The organism is Agrobacterium sp. 22-210-1, from assembly GCF_053522525.1.
Window position 1 is genome coordinate 361,324 of sequence record NZ_JBNWCI010000002.1, and the last position, 19,346, is coordinate 380,669.

Genomic DNA, 19,346 nt, shown 5'->3' on the forward strand with positions numbered 1-19,346 from the left:
GCTTTCACCGAGGAGCATGAAAATGACCATCAACACCGTTGTATGGGGCGAAAATATCCACGAACACATCAATGAGACGGTGCGTTCGATCTATCCAAACGGCATGCACAATACCATTGCCGACGCGCTGAACCAGAACCCCGAGATCAACGCCACCACCGCCACGTTGCAGGAGCCGGAACACGGGCTTTCGCAGGAGCGCCTCGACAAGACCGATGTTCTGGTCTGGTGGGGCCACAAGGATCATGGCGCGGTGCAGGATGAAATCGTCGAGCGTGTCGCCAAGCGCGTCTGGGAAGGCATGGGCCTGATCGTCCTGCATTCCGGCCATTTCTCCAAGCCGTTCAAGCGCCTGATGGGCACGCCCTGCGCGCTGAAATGGCGTGAGGCGGGTGAACGCGAGCGCCTGTGGACCATCAATCCGCGCCACCCGATTGCAGCCGGCCTGCCCGAGCATTTCGAGCTGGAAAACGAGGAAATGTATGGCGAACAGTTCTCCGTGCCGGAGCCTCTGGAAACGGTGTTCATCTCCTGGTTCCAGGGCGGTGAAGTCTTCCGTTCCGGCCTCACCTGGCGTCGTGGCGCAGGCAACATCTTCTACTTCCGCCCCGGCCACGAGACCTACCCTACCTATCACGATGCCAATGTCCAGAAGGTCATCAGCAATTCGGTGAAATGGGCCTATAATCCCGTTGGCGCACTGAAAAGCATTCACGACGCCCCCAATGTTCCCGTCGACAAGGCTCTGGAGCCGATCGAGGAACGCGGCCCCAAGCTGCACAAGGCAGGCGAAGCAGGTTACAGGTAAACAGCCATGAGACTTCTCATTCTCGGAACCGGCGGCATGGCCAACAACCATGCCACCTATTTTTCGCAAATCCCCGGCGTCGAACTCGTCGCAGCGGTGGATGTGGACGATGTCGTGGTGCGCGGCTTTGCGCTCCGCCACAACATCCCGCTCTCCTTCACTTCGCTGGATGACGCCATTGCCTGGGGTGAATTCGATGCGGCAGCCAATGTCACGCCGGATGCCATCCACCATCCCACCAGCCTGAAGCTGCTGGCGGCCGGCAAGCATGTCTTCTGCGAAAAGCCGCTGGCGGAAAACTACGCCAAGGCCGCTGAAATGGCCGATACCGCTGAAAAGGCCGGCCTCGTCGCCATGGTCAACCTCACCTATCGCAACGTCGCCCCCTTGCAGGCGGCGCGCGAGATGGTACTGGCCGGCAAGATCGGCAAGGTGCGGCATCTGGAAGCCTCCTATCTCCAGAGTTGGCTCGTTTCCAAGGCCTGGGGCGACTGGATGACGGAGAGCAAGTGGCTGTGGCGGCTTTCCACCAAGCATGGCTCGAACGGCGTGCTGGGCGATGTCGGCATCCACATTCTCGACTTCGCGTCCTATGGTGCGGGCAGCGATGTGGAGCGCATCTTCACGCGGCTGAAAACCTTCGACAAATATGAAGGCAACAAGATTGGCGTCTACGACCTCGACGCCAATGACAGCTTCACCATGACCGCCGAGCTTGAAAACGGCGCCATGGGCGTCATCCATGCCAGCCGCTGGGCGACGGGTCACCTCAACGAACTTCGTCTGCGCATCCATGGCGACAAGGGCGCATTGGAAGTGATCCACACCCCGGATTATTCCAGCCTGCGCGCCTGCATCGGCGAGGATGTGGAAAAGGCGATCTGGAAGACCATCGATGTCGACCCGGTGCCGACGAATTACGAAAAATTCGCCAAGGCCGTCATGGAAGGCGGCCCCGCCGACCCGGATTTCCGCCACGCGGCCAATCTGCAGAAGGTGCTCGATCTGTCGATCATCGCGGATCGGGAGAGGCGCGAGCTGGCCGTTTCGGCTTGATGCGAAAGAACAATATGCGGCACGACGTTGCCGCGTATTTCTTCTCCCCAAGGGGGAGAAGGTGGCCCGAAGGGTCGGATGAGGGGGCAAGCTCTCCGAATATCGCTGACGTTACCCCCTCATCCCGCTGCCGCGACCTTCTCCCCGGCGGGGAGAAGAAGCAAGTGGCACCCGCTCCCTCAATCCGCTATGCGCTTTCTTAAAGACGCGGACTACGGCGTGGAATTTCACTCCCGCACAATCTACACGCCGCGCTTATTCCCCCACAACAGCACATGCAGCTGCGGCAGCACGCGGGCGGAAAACCAGTGGTCTTCGCTGACCTTGTCCACCAGCCACAACATCCGGTCCATCACCCCATCGATATCAACACGCGCATCGTCATCATCCGGTGGCGGCGGAGTGTGGTTTCCCGGCTGGAGATAAACCGGCAGATGCGGGAAACGCGCCGATGCCGCCTTGGCATAGGCATAATCCGCATCGTCAAACACCACGATCTTCAGCGCCACCTGCGGTCCATCGCCGGCGCCGGCAAGACAGTCTTCGAAAGCCCGCCAGTCCGTTTCCATGCCGCTCGATGGCGGCTTGGGGCTCAGAACCAGATGGTCGAGATCGGCAAACCAGTCTTTGGCGATGCTGCCCTGCGTTTCCAGCGCGAAACGATACCCCTCGCCCTGCCCTTTTGCGATCAGCGACCCCAGCGGCTGGATGGCGGGATTACCGCCTGACAGTGACACCGTCAGCGGCACGCCGCCGGAAAGCCGCCGTACCTCCTGCCAGATCGCTTCGACCGACAGCGGTTTCCATGTGTCGCGATAGGCGCTGTCGACCGCATGCAGCGTATCGCACCAGGAACAGCGGTAATCGCAGCCACCGGTACGCACGAAGACGGTCGGCAGACCGATCAGCACGCCTTCGCCCTGAATGGTCGGACCGAAGATTTCGCTGATGCGGATCGTGGTTTCCTTCGCTGCAATCTTTTGTGCAGCCGCCGTCATGGCCGGTATTCCGCCCAGGTCTTGGCGGTTTCGCTGACCCGCACGGCGCTGGTTTCCGGCAGGCGATCCTTGCACCAGTCGTAGAAATGCTTCGCCAGGCATTCCGCCGTCACCCGATCATGGCCGATAACGTCGTTCAGGTGGCGATGGTCGAAATGATCGTCGATATAGTGCTTCAGCGGCGCAAGCTCGTGATAGTCACGCACGAAACCGTGCTCGTTCAGGGCTTCGCCCGATAGCTCGACCTCAACGATATAATTATGGCCGTGCAGACGGTTGCACTGGTGATCCGACGGCAGGCTTTTCAGCTGATGCGAGGCGGAGAAGTGAAATTCCTTGGTAATGCGGAACATCAGCGCACCTCCTGTGCCGCAAAGGCATGGGTGGCCGCTACCCAGAAGTCCGGATCCTCATAATCAGTCGGATCGGTAACACCGGCCAGATGAAAGGCCTCGCGTCGTTCGACACAGGTGCCGCAACGACCGCAATGGGTGAGACCACCCTTGTAACAGGACCATGTTTCGCCAAACGGCGTGCCGTATTTCACCGCATCGGTAACAATTGCCGCCTTGGAAACCGTGACATAGGGCGCAAACAGGGTGACATCGGCATAACCTTCCAGCGCATGCGCCTGCATGGCATTGAAGCTGTCGATGAAGCCCGGCCGGCAATCAGGATAGATGAAATGATCGCCGCCATGCACGGCAATCGCAACGGCATCCGCCTGCTGCGCGGCAGCAAGGCCGAAGGCGATGGTGAGCATGATGGCATTGCGGTTCGGCACCACGGTGGAGCGCATGGTCTCTTCCGCATAATGCCCATCCGGCACCGCAATGTCGTCCGTCAACGCCGAACCGGTGAGATGCGCGCCGATGGTTCTGATGTCGATGACATGATGCGGCACGCCGAGCCGTTTGGCACAATCGGCGGCGAAATCCAGCTCCTTCCTGTGGCGCTGTCCATAGTCGAAGGAGACGAGAGCGAGAAGTTCGTGTTCCGCCGCGATTTTATGCGCAAGCGAAACGGAGTCCAATCCGCCGGAGCAGATGACGATGGTTTTCATAATTTTGGATCCCTTGTTTTGACCGGGTGGGCTGCGACCGGATACGGCGCGGCTTTAAACCAAAGCGAAGGGATTGTGAAGGGCTGCAGCAAAAACAGGAAAGCGGCGAAGTCGCCCTCGCCGCTTTCCTGATAACGAACGCGTCAACGCAGCAGCGCCTGCGCCTCTTCTATGCCAAGTGCCGCAGGCTGGGTGCAGGTCGTCGTCATCTCGATGAAGCGGCCTTCCTCGCCGGACTTCAGGATCGAGGTCATCACGTCGATGCCATGCAGCGAGCGATCGAGCGAGCAACGGGCATCACGGCCTTCAAGGATTGCAATCGCCATATCGGCAAGGCCGGCGGTGCGGTAATTGGCGCGCGGGCCGTTCGGGCTTTCCTGATTGGCGACACCGAAGGGATGCGCCCAGTCTTCCAGCGGCTGGATGTTCTTGTCGCGACCACTGGCTTCGACCACGCCGCCAAAGAAGTTCGGGTCCGGCACGTAGATCGAGCCTTCCGTGCCGTAAAGCTCCATATTGGCGTGGCGATGCGACCACACATCCCAGCTGGCTGAAAGCGTGATCGTCGCTCCGTTCACGAATTCCAGAAGCGCGTGGATGTTGGTTGGCGTTTCGACCGGAATGATCTCACCATTCAGCGGCTGGCTGGTCACCGTACGGGTGGGGTTTGCCATGGAGGTCAGTGCGCCGACGCGTTTGACCGGGCCGATGAGGTTGATGAGGTTGGCGACGTAATAGGGACCGAGATCGAGGATCGGCCCGCCGCCCTTCAGGAAGAAGAAGCCCGGGTTCGGGTGCCACATTTCCATGCCGGGGCTCATCACATGGCAGGTGCCGGAAGTGATGCGCCCGACCTTGCCGTCATCGATATATTGCCGGGCAAGCTGATGCGCACCGCCGAGGAAGGTATCCGGCGCGCAGCCGACGGAGAGGTTCCTCTCCCGGGCGATGCGCCGCAGCTCCTCGCCTTCCTCCAGCGAAAGCACCAGCGGCTTTTCCGAATAAACGTGCTTGCCCGCTTCGAGGGCGGCTTTCGACACCGGAAAATGCGCGGCGGGAATGGTGAGGTTCACCACCACATCGATATCCTTGTTGGCGAGCAGTTCCTCTATGGACTGCGCGACGACACCGAATTCTTCCGCCCTCAGCTCCGCCGCATTGCGGTTGAGGTCGGCGCAGGCGAGCACCTTGATACCCTTGAAGAGCGGTGCCAGCGAAAAGTAAGCAGACGAGATATTGCCGCATCCGATGATGCCGACGCCAAGATCCCTGGCCATGATGAAAACTCCGAAAATTGAAACTCAGTAGGTTTTGAAGGATGCGATCGAGCGGGTGATCAGCCGGTCGATATCTTTCGGATTGTCGTGCTCAACCACGAAATGTTTCGTGGCGGATTTCGCCTTCAGCGCGGCGACAAGGCCCTTCCAGTCCACCGTGCCATGGCCGACATCCGCCCAGCCGTCCTCATCCGCATTTTCCCCAGATGGTGCGATATCCTTCACATGCACGGCGGTGATGCGCTTGCCATAGCTTTCTATCCAGGCGAGCGGATCGGCATTGCCCCTGATAATCCAGGCGATATCCGCTTCCCACTTCAGGTCTGGTCCACCGGCAAGAATCTGCTCCTGCGGGGTGGAACCATCGGCAAGCGCCTTGAACTCGAAATCGTGGTTGTGCCAGCCGAAGGTAAGCCCGGCATCCACGAAGGGCTTGCCGGCTTCCTGCAGCCGCTTGCCGAAGGCGAACCAGCCTGCGGCATCCGCCGGGCGCTGGTCGGGCATCAGGTAAGGGCAATAGATCGCCTCCACGCCCAGAACCTTGGCAATATTGAGCGCCTTTTTCGGATCGCCTTCCAGAAGGTCGAGGCCGAAATGGCCTGTTGGCATGGAAAGACCGTTGGCGTCGAGTTCGGCGCGCAGGGCCTTCAAACCGGCATCATCCAGCGACGCATACATGGCGCCGTAACCTTCTACCTGTTTGTAACCCGCCGCCGAGAGCTTCTTCAAAATATTGGAAAAAGGCTGGAAATTGCGGGCGCTGTAAAGCTGAAAACCGAGTTCTGTCATTGTCTCCTCCATAGAGATGTGGGGTCTTGGGATTGTGTGTGGGGGAATTATCGAGCCTCTAAAGCCGATCCTCGCTCTCGGCGTCGAACAACGAGGCCATGGTCAGGTCGAGGCCGAGGCGAACCTTGGTGCCCGGCGAAAACCGCCTGTGGCCGCCGACACGCACCGACATGGTGTGGCCGGCATGTTTCAGCCAGATCAGATTGTCGGCACCCATCGGCTCCTCGATATCGACGATCGCCTCATGCACCTCACCGGCGACGATATCGGCATCGACCCGCACATGTTCGGGGCGCACGCCGAGAACCACGGCGCGGCCGGCTGCGAGCGGCGCCTCCGGCTGATATCCGTCCAGCGAAAAGGTGACGCCATTGGTGGTGAAGACCACCTTGCCGTCCTTCTCGATCAGCTCGCCCCGCAGGAAGTTCATCGAGGGTGAACCGATGAAGCCGGCGACGAAGAGGTTCTTCGGCTTGTTGTAAATGGTAACGGGATCGGCGAGCTGCTGGATGACGCCGCTTTTCATGATGGCGATGCGGTCCGCCAGCGTCAGCGCCTCGATCTGGTCATGCGTCACATAGATCATGGTGTTCTTCAGCGACTGGTGCAGCCGCTTGATTTCGACACGCAGTTCCGAGCGCAGCTTGGCGTCGAGATTGGAGAGCGGCTCGTCGAACAGGAACACATCCACATCGCGCACCAGCGCCCGGCCGATTGCCACGCGCTGGCGCTGTCCGCCGGAAAGCTCGGCCGGCTTGCGCTTCAGCAGAGGTTCGATCTGCAGGATGCCGGCCGCCCGTTTCACACGCCGCTCGATTTCCTCCTTCGGCACCTTCGCGACCTGAAGGCCGAATGACAGGTTCTTCTCCACCGTCATCTGCGGATAAAGCGCATAGGACTGGAACACCATGCCGATACCGCGATCCTTCGGCTCTTCCCAGGTGACGTTGCGGTCCTTGATGAAGATCTGCCCGTCGGTCGGCTCCAGAAGGCCCGCAATGCAGTTGAGGAGCGTCGACTTGCCGCAGCCGGAAGAGCCGAGCAGCACGAGGAATTCACCGTCGTAAATATCGAGATTGAGGTCTTTCAGCACGGTAACGGCACCGAAGGAGAGGGAAAGATCGCGGATGGAAACGCTTTTATTCATATAGCTCAACCTTTTACTGCGCCTGCGGCAATGCCGCGCACGAATAGCCTGCCGGAGACGAAATAAACGATCAGCGGCACGGCACCCGTCAGAAGGGTGGCAGCCATGTTGACGTTGTATTCCTTCACGCCCTGCACGGAGTTGACGATGTTATTGAGCTGCACCGTCATCGGGTAATATTCCGGCCGCGTGAACACCACGCCGAACAGGAAGTCATTCCAGATGCCGGTCACCTGCAGGATCATCGCCACAACGAAGATCGGCAGCGACATGGGCAGCATGATGCGGAAATAGATCTGCCAGAAATTGGCGCCATCGATGCGCGCCGCCTTGAACAATTCTTCCGGCAGAGAGGCGAAGTAGTTGCGGAACAGCAGCGTCAGGATCGGCATACCGAAGATGGTGTGCACGATGACGAGGCCGGTCAGCGTGCCATAAACGCCCATTTCCCGCAGCACGATGACAATCGGATAGATCATCACCTGATAGGGGATGAAAGCGCCGATGATGAGGATCGAGAAAAACAGCTCCGATCCCCTAAACTTCCAGTTGGCCATGGCGTAGCCGCTGACGGAAGCGACAACGATCGAAATGACGACGGAAGGCACGAGAATACGCACCGAGTTCCAGAAGCCGCGCGACAGCCCGTCGCAGTTCAAGCCCGTGCAGGCATTCGCCCAGGCTTTCACCCAAGGCTCAAAGGTGATTTCCACCGGCGGCGCAAAGATGTTGCCGAGACGGATTTCCGGCATGCCCTTCAGCGAGGTGACGACCATCACGTAAAGCGGCAGCAGGTAGTAGGCGGCGGCGACGAACAACGTGCCGTAAAGAATGATGTTGCGGCGGGAAAAGGTTTTCCTCGGCTTCCTGCCGCGCGGGCCGGAAAGGTCTTTGGCAACCGCATCGGTGGCGGCAACGACCGTGTTTAGTGTGCTGATATTAGCCACGCTTCTTGCCTCCGAATTCGAGGTAGGCCCATGGAATGACGATGATCGCGACCGTCAGGAGCATCATTGTCGATGCCGCGAAGCCCTGCCCCAGATTCTGCGCCTGGAACATGTAGTCATAGACGTATTTCGCGGGCACTTCAGACGCGATGCCCGGCCCGCCGCTGGTCTGCGCCACGACAAGATCGTAGACCTTGACGATGCCGCTGGCGATGATGACGAGGGTGGTGATGAACACCGGCCGCATCATGGGAATGATGATGAGGATATAGGTCTTCCACATCGGAATGCCGTCGACGCGCGTCGCCTTCCAGATATCCTCATCGATACCGCGAAGACCCGCCAGCATGAGGCACATGACCAGTCCCGTGCCCTGCCAGAGCGCTGCAATCAGGATGCCGTAAATGACGATCTGCGAATTATAGAGCGGATCGAAGGTAAAGCTTTCCCAGCCGAGCGAACGGACCACGGACTGGATGCCGAATTCCGGGTTCAGCAGCCATTGCCAGACAAGGCCGGTAACGATGAAGGACAGTGCAAAGGGATAAAGGAATATGGTGCGGAAGGTGTTTTCGAACCGGATTTTCTGGTCCATCAGCGCCGCCAGCACGAAGCCGATGACAAGGCTGAAGATCAATGACAGAACGCCGTAGATCGCCAGATTCTGGATGGAAACAATCCAGCGTGGTGCTGCCCACAGCCGCTCATACTGGTCAAAACCGATGAAGCTTGCCCGCGGAAGAAGCTTGGAATTGGTGAAGGAATAAATCACCGTCCAGACCGTGCCGCCGAGGAAGATCACCATGGCGGTCAATATCATGGGAATGGAGGCAATCTTGGAATTGAGATTGCGAAAAAGCTGATTGGGACGCCTGGAGCGCGTTTGACCTGCCATGTTACCTCCTCCTGTAACGTTACAGTCAACGGTCAGGCAAAAGCCCTACCGCATGAAACCCCTGCCCGCACTGGTGATTATTGCACGGACCGGACGTTGGAGCGGGGAGCGGCGAACCGCTCCCCGACCCGGAGAGATCACAATCAGTCAGCTGAACCGATAAGGTCCGCGAAGCGCTTCTGGCCATCTGCCGCCGACATCGAGCCGGCGAAGAATTCCGCCATCAGGTCTTCCTTCTGTTTCTGCGTATCGGCGGAAATCAGCTGGTCGGTGCTGGTGAGCGCATTGCCCTTGGCCAGGATTGCCAGACCCTTCTTCATGCAGTCATTGGCGGCGTTGAGATCGACGTCGCCGCGGATCGGCAAGGAGCCCTTCTTCAGGTTGAAGGCGACCTGCGTTTTCGGATCGACGATGGTTTCGGCCAACACGTCCTGCGCCTTGGTTTTCGCCTCGTCTTTCAGGACCGGGAAATAAAAGGCGTCGCCGCCGGTGGTGATATAGTCATTGAGGCCGAGACCCGGCAGGCAGGAGTAATCCGTACCCGCTTTCTGGTTTGCAAGCTGGAATTCGCCCTGCGCCCAGTCGCCCATGATCTGGCCGCCAGCCTTGCCTGTTATGACCATGTTGGTGGCCTGGTTCCAGTCCTGAACATTGGTGCCCTTGGCCATATCACGGGCCTCGACGGCCGCTGCGAAAATCTTCGCCATCTCCGGCCCGGCTGCCGCCTCGGCATCCTTGTCGCCATAGACCTTCTGATAGAGGTCTTTGCCGCCGATCGAAAGCGTCAACGTGTCGAACAGGCCGTTCGCCTGCCAGGCCTGACCGCCGAGCGCCAGCGGCTGGATGCCGGCCTTTTTCAGCGCCGGTGCGGCTGCAACGAATTCCGTCCAGTTCTTCGGAACCTCGACGCCCGCCTTCTTGAAGGCTTCGTTGGAAAGCCACAGCCATTGCCAGGAATGGATATTGACCGGTGCGCAATAGATCTTGCCGTCGATGGTGCAGCTGTCGAGCAGACTTGCCGGCTTGATGACTTCTTTCCACTTGCCCTTTTCGGCAACGTCCGACAGGTCGCGCATCAGGCCGGCCTGCACCAGCTCTTCCGCCTGCCGACCATGGTTGAACTGCGTTGCGCCCATCGGGTCGCCGCCGGTGATGCGGCTGATCATGATCGGACGGGCGGTGCCTCCCGAACCGGCAATCGCGCCATCCACCCATTTATTACCGGTGGCATCGAAAGCCTTGGCAAGCTCGGCCACCGCTGCGGCTTCGCCGCCCGATGTCCACCAATGGGTCACCTCAAGATCGGTGGCCCCGGCAATACCCGCTGGAATCATAACACTGGCCAAAAAGGCCGCAGAAATAACACGCATTCGCATGAGTCTCCTCCCTCACTGAAACGTTGCAGTTGGAACGTATGCGAAGATTTTTGATTAGGCAACCGCCCGAGATACGAATCTCACCATCCTTCTTGTGAGGTGTTTCGAACGGCCGGAAAATGCGGAACGACCGGGCGAAACGCAGGAGCGAGCGGCGTAACTTACCGGCAATGCCCATCCTCTACTGTATCGGGACGGACACCGGCAGAAGACCGGGTGAGCAACAAGGTAAAGCGGGCAGAATGACCATGAAACGTTGGCATATTCTTTTGCTTATCGGTTTGGCCGGTGTGGCATCGCTTTTACTGGCGGGTTTCGAGCAGCTTGCGCCGGGAATGCAATTTTCACTCGCGATGCGCCTGTTGATGCTGATCCAGCCGGCAATTCTGACCGTTGCGGCAGTCTCGGTCGGCCAGGCTCTGGCCGCAAAAGTTGGGCTTGGCGCGCCGCTGGTCGATGCCTGGCTGCAGGGAGGTAGCCTCCGCACAATACTGCGAAGGCAGATGCCGCCCGCACTGCTGGTGGGTCTCGCAGTCAGCCTGCTGATGATCACCTATGTGCGGGTAATCCTGCCATCGGTCACGGATGCGGTGACCATGGCAAAGATGACCGCTTTTCCCGTTCCGCTGACAACCCGCATTCTTTACGGCGGCATAACGGAAGAGTTGCTGACCCGATGGGGCCTGATGTCATTTTTCGCATGGGCACTCTGGCGCTTGAGCGGCAAGGGTGAAGTCCGACCGGCCATTTTATGGGCCGCCATCGTGCTGGCCGCCGCCCTCTTCGCCGCCGGTCATCTGCCGCTTCTGTTCACGATTGCCGCGCAGCCGCAGCCGCCGCTGATCATTGCAATCCTGCTCGCCAATTTTATCCCCGGCCTGTTGTTCGGGTGGCTGTTCTGGCGTCGGGGACTGGAGGCAGCAATATTTTCCCACGCCTTCGCCCATTGCGTGAATGCGCTCGCATCCTGAACGGAAAACGGCAGTCTGCACGACTGCCGTTTTTGGCTTTTAGAATATAGCCTTAGCCCACAACATCTAGTCTCGCTTGTAATCATCCTCGATGCGGATGACATCATCCTCGCCGATATAGGCCCCGGTCTGGATTTCGACCAATTCTAGCGGGATCTGCCCCTCATTGGCCAGCCTGTGCGGCTGGCCGATCGGGATATAAACCGACTCGTTTTCCGTCAGCAGCTTCGTCTCTTCGCCAATCGTCACCGTCGCCGTTCCCTTGACGACGATCCAGTGTTCCGAGCGGTGATAATGTTTCTGGAACGAGATGCGGTGGCCGGGATCGACCGTGATGTGGCCAACCCGGTAACGCTTATCCACATACATGTGTTCGATATAACCCCAAGGGCGATAAACGCGCTTGTGCGCCTGCGTCTGAGGCGCATGGTCGCCGTCCTTCAGCGTCTCCACCAGACCCTTCACATCCTGCACCCGGTTTTTCGGCACCACCAGAACCGCATCCTTGGTGGCCACCACCACCAGATCCTTGGCGCCCACCACCGTCGTCAGCAATTGCGTGGAGTGAATGAGGCAGCCCTCGGAATCGATGAACACACCATCACCCTCGAGCGCATTGTCATTGCCGTGCTTGTCGGCAATTTCCCAGATCGCGTCCCAGCTGCCGATATCCGACCAACGGAAATGGCCATGCACCACCGCCATGCGCTTGGTTTTTTCAATAACCGCATAATCGATGGAGTTTTTCGGCGAGGCCTCGAAGCTTGCCTGATGCAGGCGCACGAAACCTAGGTCGCTTTCATATTGCTCGACCGCCTGCGTCACCGCCGCCAGAATTTCCGGCGCGAAGGCCTTGAGTTCGGCGATCATCACGTCGGAGCGGAACAGGAAGTTGCCGGAGTTCCACAGATAACCTTTTTCCAGATAGGAAATCGCCGTCTTTACATCCGGCTTTTCGACAAAGGCATCGACGGTGCTGAGATCGGCCTCGCCGTCTATCGCCTCACCCGGCTTGATATAACCGTAGGAGGTACGCGGCTCGGTCGGCACCAGACCGAAGACGACGATATTGCCCTGATCGGCGGCCTTGGCACCAAGTTTCACGGCATCGGAAAACTTGTCGGCATCCAGCACCACGTGGTCGGCGGCAAGCGCCAGTACCAGACATCCGGGCTCCCGGCGTTCCGCCAGCACGGCGGCAGCGGCCATCGCGGCGGCGCTGTCGCGGCGGGCAGGTTCAAGCACCACCGTTGCCGGCAGATCGATCTCTTCCGCCTGACGGCGGGCGAAAAAACGGAAATCCTCGTTGGTGATGACAAGCGGCTCGGCGTAAAGCCCCTTGTCGCCCACCCGCATCAGTGTCTGCTGATAGGTCGAAAGATTGCCGACCAGCGGCTGGAACTGCTTGGGCAACTGGTCGCGCGAAACAGGCCAGAGCCGAGAGCCCGCGCCGCCTGCAAGAAGAACCGGCGTGATCTTTCGAGAGTGTTCCTTCACAATAAAACCTTTCCAACTCTAAAAAATTTCCCGGCGCGCCGGACAATATACATTTTTGCCAATGCTGCCATCTTCGGCTCACGGGCAGACAAGCACAAGCTCATAAATTCGCCCTGTGAAAGCTTGGTGAACGGATGGCGGGGGCAGCTGAAGGGCATGTGGATTGCCTGCGGGCTCCTTCCGCTAACGCGAGGTGGCTTGTGAGGTTCCATCCGAGCCGGCACCAAATATCGCGAAGTATCAAAGGCCGCATCTGCAGCCTGAATGATGATGGATCGAACCTGCCGACCCCGCGCCGGGTGAAGAATATTGACTTAATCGATTGAATCGGCCGCAAATTTCATCACGCTTAAATTTGCTGCGCTGAACAACATTCAACGCTTGGCAGGCGTGCAAAAAATACCATAACAACAACGAATATTTTTATACTGATAACGACAGGAAAGCGCACACAGCCCATGTCCGACACGCCAAAACCCACCAGCACCAGAACATCGGTTACGGATCAGGAAGCCCTGGATTTCCACGCGCAAGGCAGACCGGGGAAACTGGAAATCACCCCGACCAAGCCGATGGCAACGCAGCGGGATCTGTCGCTTGCCTATTCGCCTGGCGTGGCTGTGCCGGTGAAAGCCATCGCCGAAAATCCGGCGAGTGCTTACGATTATACGACGCGCGGCAACATGGTGGCGGTCATCTCCAACGGCACCGCGATCCTCGGTCTCGGCAATCTCGGCGCGCTCGCCTCCAAGCCAGTCATGGAAGGCAAATCGGTTCTGTTCAAGCGCTTCGCCGATGTCGATTCCATCGATCTAGAAGTCGATACCGAAGATGCCGATGAATTCATCAATTGCGTGCGCTACCTCGGCCCCTCCTTCGGCGGCATCAATCTGGAAGACATCAAGGCGCCGGAATGTTTTATCATCGAAAGCCGCCTGCGCGAGCTGATGGACATTCCCGTTTTCCATGACGACCAGCACGGCACCGCCATCATCGCCGCCGCCGGTCTCATCAACGCCATCGAACTGACGGGCCGCGATTTCAAGACCACGAAGCTGGTCTGCAATGGCGCGGGCGCCGCGGCCATCGCCTGCATGGACCTCATCAAGGCCATGGGGTTCAACCCCGAAAACATCACGCTTTGCGATACCAAGGGCGTGATCTATCAGGGCCGCACCGAAGGCATGAACCAGTGGAAATCCGCCCATGCGGTCAAGACCAATGATCGCACGCTGGCGGAAGCCATGAAGGGTGCGGATGTCGTTTTCGGCCTCTCCCAGAAGGGCGCTTTCAGCGAAGAGATGATCCGCTCCATGGCGCCGAAGCCGATCATCTTCGCCATGGCGAACCCCGATCCGGAAATCACGCCGGAAGAAGTCTCGCGCATCCGCGACGACGCCATCATGGCGACCGGACGCTCGGATTATCCGAACCAGGTCAACAACGTCCTCGGCTTCCCCTATATCTTCCGCGGCGCGCTCGATGTGCGCGCCCGGCAGATCAATGATGCGATGAAGATCGCCGCCGCGCAGGCGCTGGCCGATCTTGCCCGTGAGGACGTGCCTGATGACGTCGCAGCCGCCTATCAGGGCAATCGCCCGCGTTTCGGGCCGCAATATATCATTCCCGTTCCCTTCGATCCGCGTCTGATCTCGGCCATTCCGGTGGCCGTGGCGAAAGCAGCCATCGAAACCGGCGTCGCCCAGCGCGAACTGCCTGACCTCGACGCCTATGCCCGCGAGCTATCCGCCCGCCGCGACCCGATGGCTTCGACGACGCAGCGTCTCTACGAGCGCGTGCGCCGCTCGCCGAAGCGTGTCGTTTTTGCCGAAGCGGAAGAAGAACAGGTCATGCGTGCGGCAATTTCGTTTACCGCTCAAGGTCTTGGCACCGCCATCCTCCTCGGCCGCGATGATATCATCAAGGCCAATGCGGAACGTGCCGGCATCGATCTCGACCGCGCCAATATCGAGATAACCAATGCCCGCCTCTCCAGCCGCGTCGATGCCTATGTCGATTATCTCTATGCGCGGCTGCAGCGCGGCGGCTTCCTGCTGCGCGACGTGCAACGCCTGATCCACAATGACCGTAACCACTTTGCCGCCTGCATGGTGGCGATGGGCGATGCGGATGCCGTGGTAACCGGCGTTACCCGCAACTATTCCACGGCGCTGGAAGATATCCGCCGCTGCATCAACACCAAGCCCGGCCACCGCGTCATCGGCGTTTCGCTGGTCGTTTCGCGCAACCGCACCGTCTTCGTCGCCGATACCGCCGTGCATGACATGCCGTCCGCCGAAGACCTTGCCGATATCGCCGAAGAGGCGGCCGGCCTCGCCCGCCGTTTCGGTTACGAACCGCGTGTGGCGATGCTTGCCTACTCCACCTTCGGCCAGCCGACCGGCGAACGGTCCGACAAGGTGCGCGAGGCGGTGAAAATCCTCGACCGGCGCAATGTCAACTTCGAGGTCGACGGAGAAATGTCTGCCGATGTGGCGCTCAACCATCATCGCATGCAGAGCCAGTATCCCTTCGCCCGGCTTTCCGGCCCCGCCAACGTTCTGGTCATGCCCGCCATCCATTCCGCCTCCATCTCCACCAAGATGCTGCAGGAACTGGGCGGCGCAACCGTCATCGGCCCGTTGCTCGTCGGCCTCGACAAGTCGGTGCAGATCACCTCGATGGGTGCGAAGGACAGCGATATCGTCAACATGGCGGCGATTGCAGCCTATAATGCCGGGCGGTGACGACGGGCTGGGACATTGCAGCACGTTTCTTCTCCCCGAGGGGAAGAAGGTGGCCCGAAGGGTCGGATGAGGGGGCAACGTCAGCGATAGATCGCCCCCTTGCCCCCTCATCCCGCTGCCGCGACCTTCTCCCCGACGGGGAGAAGAAACAAGCGGCACGCGCTCGCTCCGCATGTGGCCATCCGATCCTCAGCAACATCCGGATTACTCTCCCGCCCCTGACGGATGGGCAAACAGCAACGGGCGGAAAGAACAGGATTCTACAATTCTAGATTATTAGGATATTTTTTCGCGATCAAAGCTTTATTGGAACACGATTTTATTCATAGTATTTTTTGCGCAATGCCAATTCTCGCTCTTGGCGGGTGCCTCATGTAGTTTCCATCCACAATCAAAAGGAAATACCCATGGCCCTCTCTTTTTCCAGATTTGCCGCAAAACTCATCGCCGGAACCGTCGTCATCGCTTCGATGGCCTCTGCCGCTCATGCGGACGCAACGCTTGACCGTATCAAGGGTCGCGGCAAGCTCACCGTCGGTGTCATCCTCTCCGGCGCGCCTTTCGGTTTCATCGATCCGAAGACGCAGGAACAGAAGGGCCTCAATATCGATGTCGCCAAGGCGCTGGCCGCCGGCCTCGGCGTCGAGCTGGTCACCGAAACCGTAACCCCGCCCAACCGCGTGCAGTTCCTGCAGCAGGGCAAGGTCGATATTCTCATCGCCAACATGCAATACACCGAAGAACGCGCCAAAACTCTCGATTATGTGCCCACCCCCTATGACCGCCAGGGCGGCGCCGCCATCGGCCGCAAGGACAGTGGCATCAAGGACTGGTCAGACCTGAAGGGCAAGATCGCCTGCGTTTCGCAAGGCTCGAACTACACCCAGCCGCTGATCGAGCAATATGGCGCACAGGTTAAGGCCCTGCCGAGCCAGCCGGAATCGCTGCTGGCGCTGAAGGGTGGCAATTGTGATGTTTCCGTTCACGTCAACGGCACGCTGAGCCTGATGCTGCAGGACCGCGCCGACGAGTGGAAGGATTACGGCATCCTTATCCCCACCGACCTCATCCCTTCCGATTCCGTGATCTGGCTGCGCAAGGGTGAGGCTGACACGCAGGCCGCTCTGGACAAGATCGTCAAGGAGCTGCACGCTTCCGGTAAGATGATCGAATTCGCCAAGGCAAACCGCCTGCCAAGCATCGGCTACATGGAAGAGCAGCAGAAGAAGCTTTCCGCCGCGCAATAAGCCAGGCGCAGGGTCTCTCCGTTCCATGCCTGTCCTCACCGAAGGGTGAGGATGATGCCGAACAGGCGGAATGGTTTCCCATGACCATCAGGAACGGCCGGTTTCGCCTGCCGTTCTTTTCTGCTTTATAACAAGGCAGGCCATTCTGGCGCCGCCCACCCAGCGGTTCCGCGATAACAGCATGGATTTCCGATGCAGGATTCATTTACAGCGCGCTTCATTGAACTCGCCGCGCATCTCGGCCTCAACTATGATTTTCTGAACAGCGGTTACGAGGTTCAGATCTGGCTTGATGGCATGAAGATGACGCTCATCCTCGTCGCCGTTACCTTGCCGCTCAGCCTCATCTTCGGCTTCATTTTCGCGGCCATGCTGACGTCAGGCAAAGTCTGGCTCGCCGGCCCGGTGCGCGCCTATGTGGAACTGACGCGCAACACGCCGACGCTGGTGCAGCTGATGTGCGGTTTCCTCGTGCTCAACATGCTGATTTCCAATGCGCTGGGCGGCGCGCAGAACAACCCGCTGACGCCGTTCTTCTGGGTCGTCGCCATTACCGGCCTGCACATTGCCGCCTTCCATGCGGAGGCGTTGCGCGGCGGCATCGAGGCGGTTCCAGCCACCACCATCGAGGCGGCACGTGCGATCGGTTTCAGCTCCTTCGAGGTTTTGCGTTACGTGGAGTTTCCGCTGGCGATCCGCACGGCGCTGCCCTCCATCATCAACAACCTCGTCAATCTGGTGAAGCTCACCACGGTCGGCTCGGCAATTGCGGTCGGTGAAATCACCTATGCCTCGATCTTGATCTGGACGCAGCGCGACAATGTGGTCGAGCTGATGCTCGTCATTCTGATCTTCTTCAGCGTCATCAATTTCATCGTCGCAAGGGCCGGTCTCTGGCTTGAGCGACGTCTTGCGGTTCCGGGGTTCGGTCAATGAGCGCGGTGGTTTCTCAAACGCGGGCGGCAAAAAAGCTGCCCTTCGGCACCATTCTGCTGCTCGGCGTGCTGATTGCCGTCGTGTCATGGCTGGTTCTCGATCCCTCGCTCGGCCAGGTGCTGCTGCAATGGCTGCCCTATCTGGCCAAGGGTTTTGCCATGAATGTGCTGATCAGCATTCTGGCGATCGCCATCGGTACTTTCATCGGCGTCCTGCTCGGCATCATGGAGCTTGCGCCCTATCGTCTGGTGCGGGCGCCGGCGCTCACCTATGTGCAGATTTTCCGCAACGCCCCGCATCTGGTGCTGATCTTCGCCGCGACTTACATTTTCCCCTTCGAGATCGTCGCCTTCGGCAACTACATTCCGTTTCCGGACTGGATCAAGGCCGTGGTCGGGCTTGCCATTCCGGCCAGCGCCCATATCGCCGAAATCACCCGCGGCGCCATCCAGTCCATCCCCACCGCGCAATGGGAGGCCGCGCAGGGCCTTGGTTTTTCGCGCAATCAGACGCTGCGCTGGATCATCCTGCCGCAATGCGTGAAACGTTCGCTGCCGCCATGGATGAACCTTTATGCCTCCATCACCATGGGCACGGCGCTTGCCTCGCTGGTTGGCGTACATGAGCTTCTGCATGCCGCGACAGATGCCAGCACCGCCGTGCAGCGCAATGACTTCACCGTCGTCGTTTATCTCACCGTTCTGATGGCGTTCTTCCTGTTCTGCTATCCCGTCTCCCGTTTCACGCAGCGCCTCGAGCGGCGCTTCGCTTCCCGCTGATTGGAACAAGCCATGTCCGCACCCGCACCACAAACCAACGCAAAAGCTCTGGTAGAACTGGAAGGCATACACCTGTCCTTCGGTGACAATCAGGTTCTGAAGGGCATCGATCTTACGGTGAACAAGGGCGACGCCGTCTCCATCATCGGCCCTTCCGGCTCCGGCAAATCCACGATCCTGCGCTGCATCAACGGCCTGCTCATTCCGCAATCCGGCAAGATCACCGTCGGCGGCACCCGTGTCGACCTGCTGAAAACCGAGGCCGAGCGCATAGCGCTGCGCAAGCGCATCGGCATCGTCTTCCAGCAGTTCAACCTCTTCCCGCATCTGACCGTCATGGAAAACATCACCATCGCGCCGATCAAAATCCTCGGCACGCCGAAGGCGGAAGCAGAACGCCACGCCCGTGAACTACTGGAAAAAGTACGCCTCTCCCAGAAAGTCGATGCCTATCCCGGCCAGCTTTCCGGCGGCCAGCAGCAGCGCGTGGCCATCGCCCGTGCATTGGCCATGCGGCCGGAACTGGTGCTGTTCGATGAGGTTACTTCCGCGCTCGATCCGGAAACCGTGGGCGAAGTGCTCGCCGTCATCCGCGATCTCGTCAATGACGGCATGACCAGCATTCTCGTCACGCACGAAATGCGTTTTGCCGAGGAAATCAGCGACAATATCGTTTTCACTGAAAATGGCCTGATCGTTGACCAGGGCACGCCTGACCATATCTTCTACAAGTCGACCAACCCGCGCATCAACGCCTTCGTCAAGGGTCTGGGAGGACAGGCGGCACGGCTCAATGATGGCGAAGGGATCTGA

Annotated in this window: 18 protein-coding genes; 8 read left to right on the top strand and 10 right to left on the bottom strand. The window is 59.3% G+C overall.

Annotated features, from left to right (window positions below; translation table 11 throughout):
- The first annotated feature begins 22 nt into the window (after nucleotides 1-22).
- Together ACQZ5F_RS14620 and ACQZ5F_RS14625 are read left to right on the top strand one after the other, a co-directional pair.
- Complete coding sequence (locus tag ACQZ5F_RS14620) at nucleotides 23-808, top strand: ThuA domain-containing protein (RefSeq protein WP_046801358.1); 786 nt, start codon at nucleotides 23-25, stop codon at nucleotides 806-808.
- A gap of 6 nt (nucleotides 809-814) precedes the next feature.
- Nucleotides 815-1,864 (top strand): Gfo/Idh/MocA family protein, encoded by a 1,050-nt coding sequence (locus ACQZ5F_RS14625; protein WP_225338581.1) that lies wholly within the window; start codon nucleotides 815-817, stop codon nucleotides 1,862-1,864.
- A gap of 242 nt (nucleotides 1,865-2,106) precedes the next feature.
- Here the strand turns inward: ACQZ5F_RS14625 and queE are convergent, their stop codons facing one another.
- The 9 genes from queE to ACQZ5F_RS14670 form a co-directional block, all read right to left on the bottom strand.
- Complete coding sequence (gene queE / locus ACQZ5F_RS14630; protein WP_225338582.1) at nucleotides 2,107-2,862, bottom strand: 7-carboxy-7-deazaguanine synthase QueE; 756 nt, start codon at nucleotides 2,860-2,862, stop codon at nucleotides 2,107-2,109.
- On the bottom strand, nucleotides 2,859-3,215 hold the full coding sequence (queD, locus tag ACQZ5F_RS14635; protein ID WP_137086464.1) for a 6-carboxytetrahydropterin synthase QueD: 357 nt from the start codon (nucleotides 3,213-3,215) through the stop codon (nucleotides 2,859-2,861). Before queD ends, queE begins: the two co-directional genes overlap by 4 nt.
- Entirely contained in the window at nucleotides 3,215-3,925 is a 711-nt protein-coding gene (queC, locus tag ACQZ5F_RS14640; protein WP_137086466.1) for a 7-cyano-7-deazaguanine synthase QueC, read from the bottom strand. The genes queD and queC overlap by 1 nt, the downstream gene beginning before the upstream one ends.
- 143 nt (nucleotides 3,926-4,068) lie before the next feature.
- Nucleotides 4,069-5,202 carry a Gfo/Idh/MocA family protein gene (locus ACQZ5F_RS14645; protein WP_225338583.1) on the bottom strand — a complete coding sequence of 378 codons (1,134 nt, stop codon included), beginning with the start codon at nucleotides 5,200-5,202 and terminating at the stop codon, nucleotides 4,069-4,071.
- A 24-nt stretch (nucleotides 5,203-5,226) separates the two neighbouring features.
- The gene (locus ACQZ5F_RS14650) at nucleotides 5,227-5,991 is read right to left on the bottom strand and encodes a sugar phosphate isomerase/epimerase family protein (protein ID WP_225245666.1); all 765 of its coding nucleotides are present in this window, start codon (nucleotides 5,989-5,991) and stop codon (nucleotides 5,227-5,229) included.
- A gap of 58 nt (nucleotides 5,992-6,049) precedes the next feature.
- On the bottom strand, nucleotides 6,050-7,138 hold the full coding sequence (locus tag ACQZ5F_RS14655; protein WP_046801477.1) for an ABC transporter ATP-binding protein: 1,089 nt from the start codon (nucleotides 7,136-7,138) through the stop codon (nucleotides 6,050-6,052).
- A gap of 5 nt (nucleotides 7,139-7,143) precedes the next feature.
- Entirely contained in the window at nucleotides 7,144-8,085 is a 942-nt protein-coding gene (locus ACQZ5F_RS14660; protein WP_046801365.1) for a carbohydrate ABC transporter permease, read from the bottom strand.
- On the bottom strand, nucleotides 8,078-8,980 hold the full coding sequence (locus tag ACQZ5F_RS14665; protein ID WP_046801366.1) for a carbohydrate ABC transporter permease: 903 nt from the start codon (nucleotides 8,978-8,980) through the stop codon (nucleotides 8,078-8,080). Before ACQZ5F_RS14665 ends, ACQZ5F_RS14660 begins: the two co-directional genes overlap by 8 nt.
- A gap of 143 nt (nucleotides 8,981-9,123) precedes the next feature.
- Nucleotides 9,124-10,356 carry an ABC transporter substrate-binding protein gene (locus ACQZ5F_RS14670; protein ID WP_046801367.1) on the bottom strand — a complete coding sequence of 411 codons (1,233 nt, stop codon included), beginning with the start codon at nucleotides 10,354-10,356 and terminating at the stop codon, nucleotides 9,124-9,126.
- 248 nt (nucleotides 10,357-10,604) lie between these two features.
- Between ACQZ5F_RS14670 and ACQZ5F_RS14675 the strand changes: the two genes are divergently transcribed.
- Complete coding sequence (locus ACQZ5F_RS14675; RefSeq protein WP_225338920.1) at nucleotides 10,605-11,327, top strand: CPBP family intramembrane glutamic endopeptidase; 723 nt, start codon at nucleotides 10,605-10,607, stop codon at nucleotides 11,325-11,327.
- Between the two features lie 66 nt (nucleotides 11,328-11,393).
- Here the strand turns inward: ACQZ5F_RS14675 and ACQZ5F_RS14680 are convergent, their stop codons facing one another.
- Nucleotides 11,394-12,824: a mannose-1-phosphate guanylyltransferase/mannose-6-phosphate isomerase gene (locus ACQZ5F_RS14680; RefSeq protein WP_052818990.1), complete on the bottom strand. Its 1,431-nt coding sequence runs from the start codon at nucleotides 12,822-12,824 to the stop codon at nucleotides 11,394-11,396.
- A 458-nt stretch (nucleotides 12,825-13,282) separates the two neighbouring features.
- Here ACQZ5F_RS14680 and ACQZ5F_RS14685 point away from each other — a divergent pair, with 458 nt between their 5' ends.
- The 5 genes from ACQZ5F_RS14685 to ACQZ5F_RS14705 all read left to right on the top strand — a co-directional run bounded on the left by ACQZ5F_RS14685 (nucleotide 13,283) and on the right by ACQZ5F_RS14705 (nucleotide 19,346).
- Entirely contained in the window at nucleotides 13,283-15,571 is a 2,289-nt protein-coding gene (locus tag ACQZ5F_RS14685; RefSeq protein ID WP_225245664.1) for an NADP-dependent malic enzyme, read from the top strand.
- A 407-nt stretch (nucleotides 15,572-15,978) separates the two neighbouring features.
- A complete protein-coding gene (locus ACQZ5F_RS14690; RefSeq protein ID WP_046801370.1) occupies nucleotides 15,979-16,818 on the top strand; it encodes a transporter substrate-binding domain-containing protein in 840 nt (279 codons plus the stop codon).
- 192 nt (nucleotides 16,819-17,010) lie between these two features.
- Nucleotides 17,011-17,754: an amino acid ABC transporter permease gene (locus ACQZ5F_RS14695; RefSeq protein WP_225338584.1), complete on the top strand. Its 744-nt coding sequence runs from the start codon at nucleotides 17,011-17,013 to the stop codon at nucleotides 17,752-17,754.
- Nucleotides 17,751-18,533, top strand: coding sequence for an amino acid ABC transporter permease (locus tag ACQZ5F_RS14700; protein WP_052818986.1), 783 nt, complete (start codon nucleotides 17,751-17,753; stop codon nucleotides 18,531-18,533). Before ACQZ5F_RS14695 ends, ACQZ5F_RS14700 begins: the two co-directional genes overlap by 4 nt.
- Nucleotides 18,534-18,545: 12 nt before the next feature.
- A complete protein-coding gene (locus tag ACQZ5F_RS14705) occupies nucleotides 18,546-19,346 on the top strand; it encodes an amino acid ABC transporter ATP-binding protein (protein ID WP_052818985.1) in 801 nt (266 codons plus the stop codon).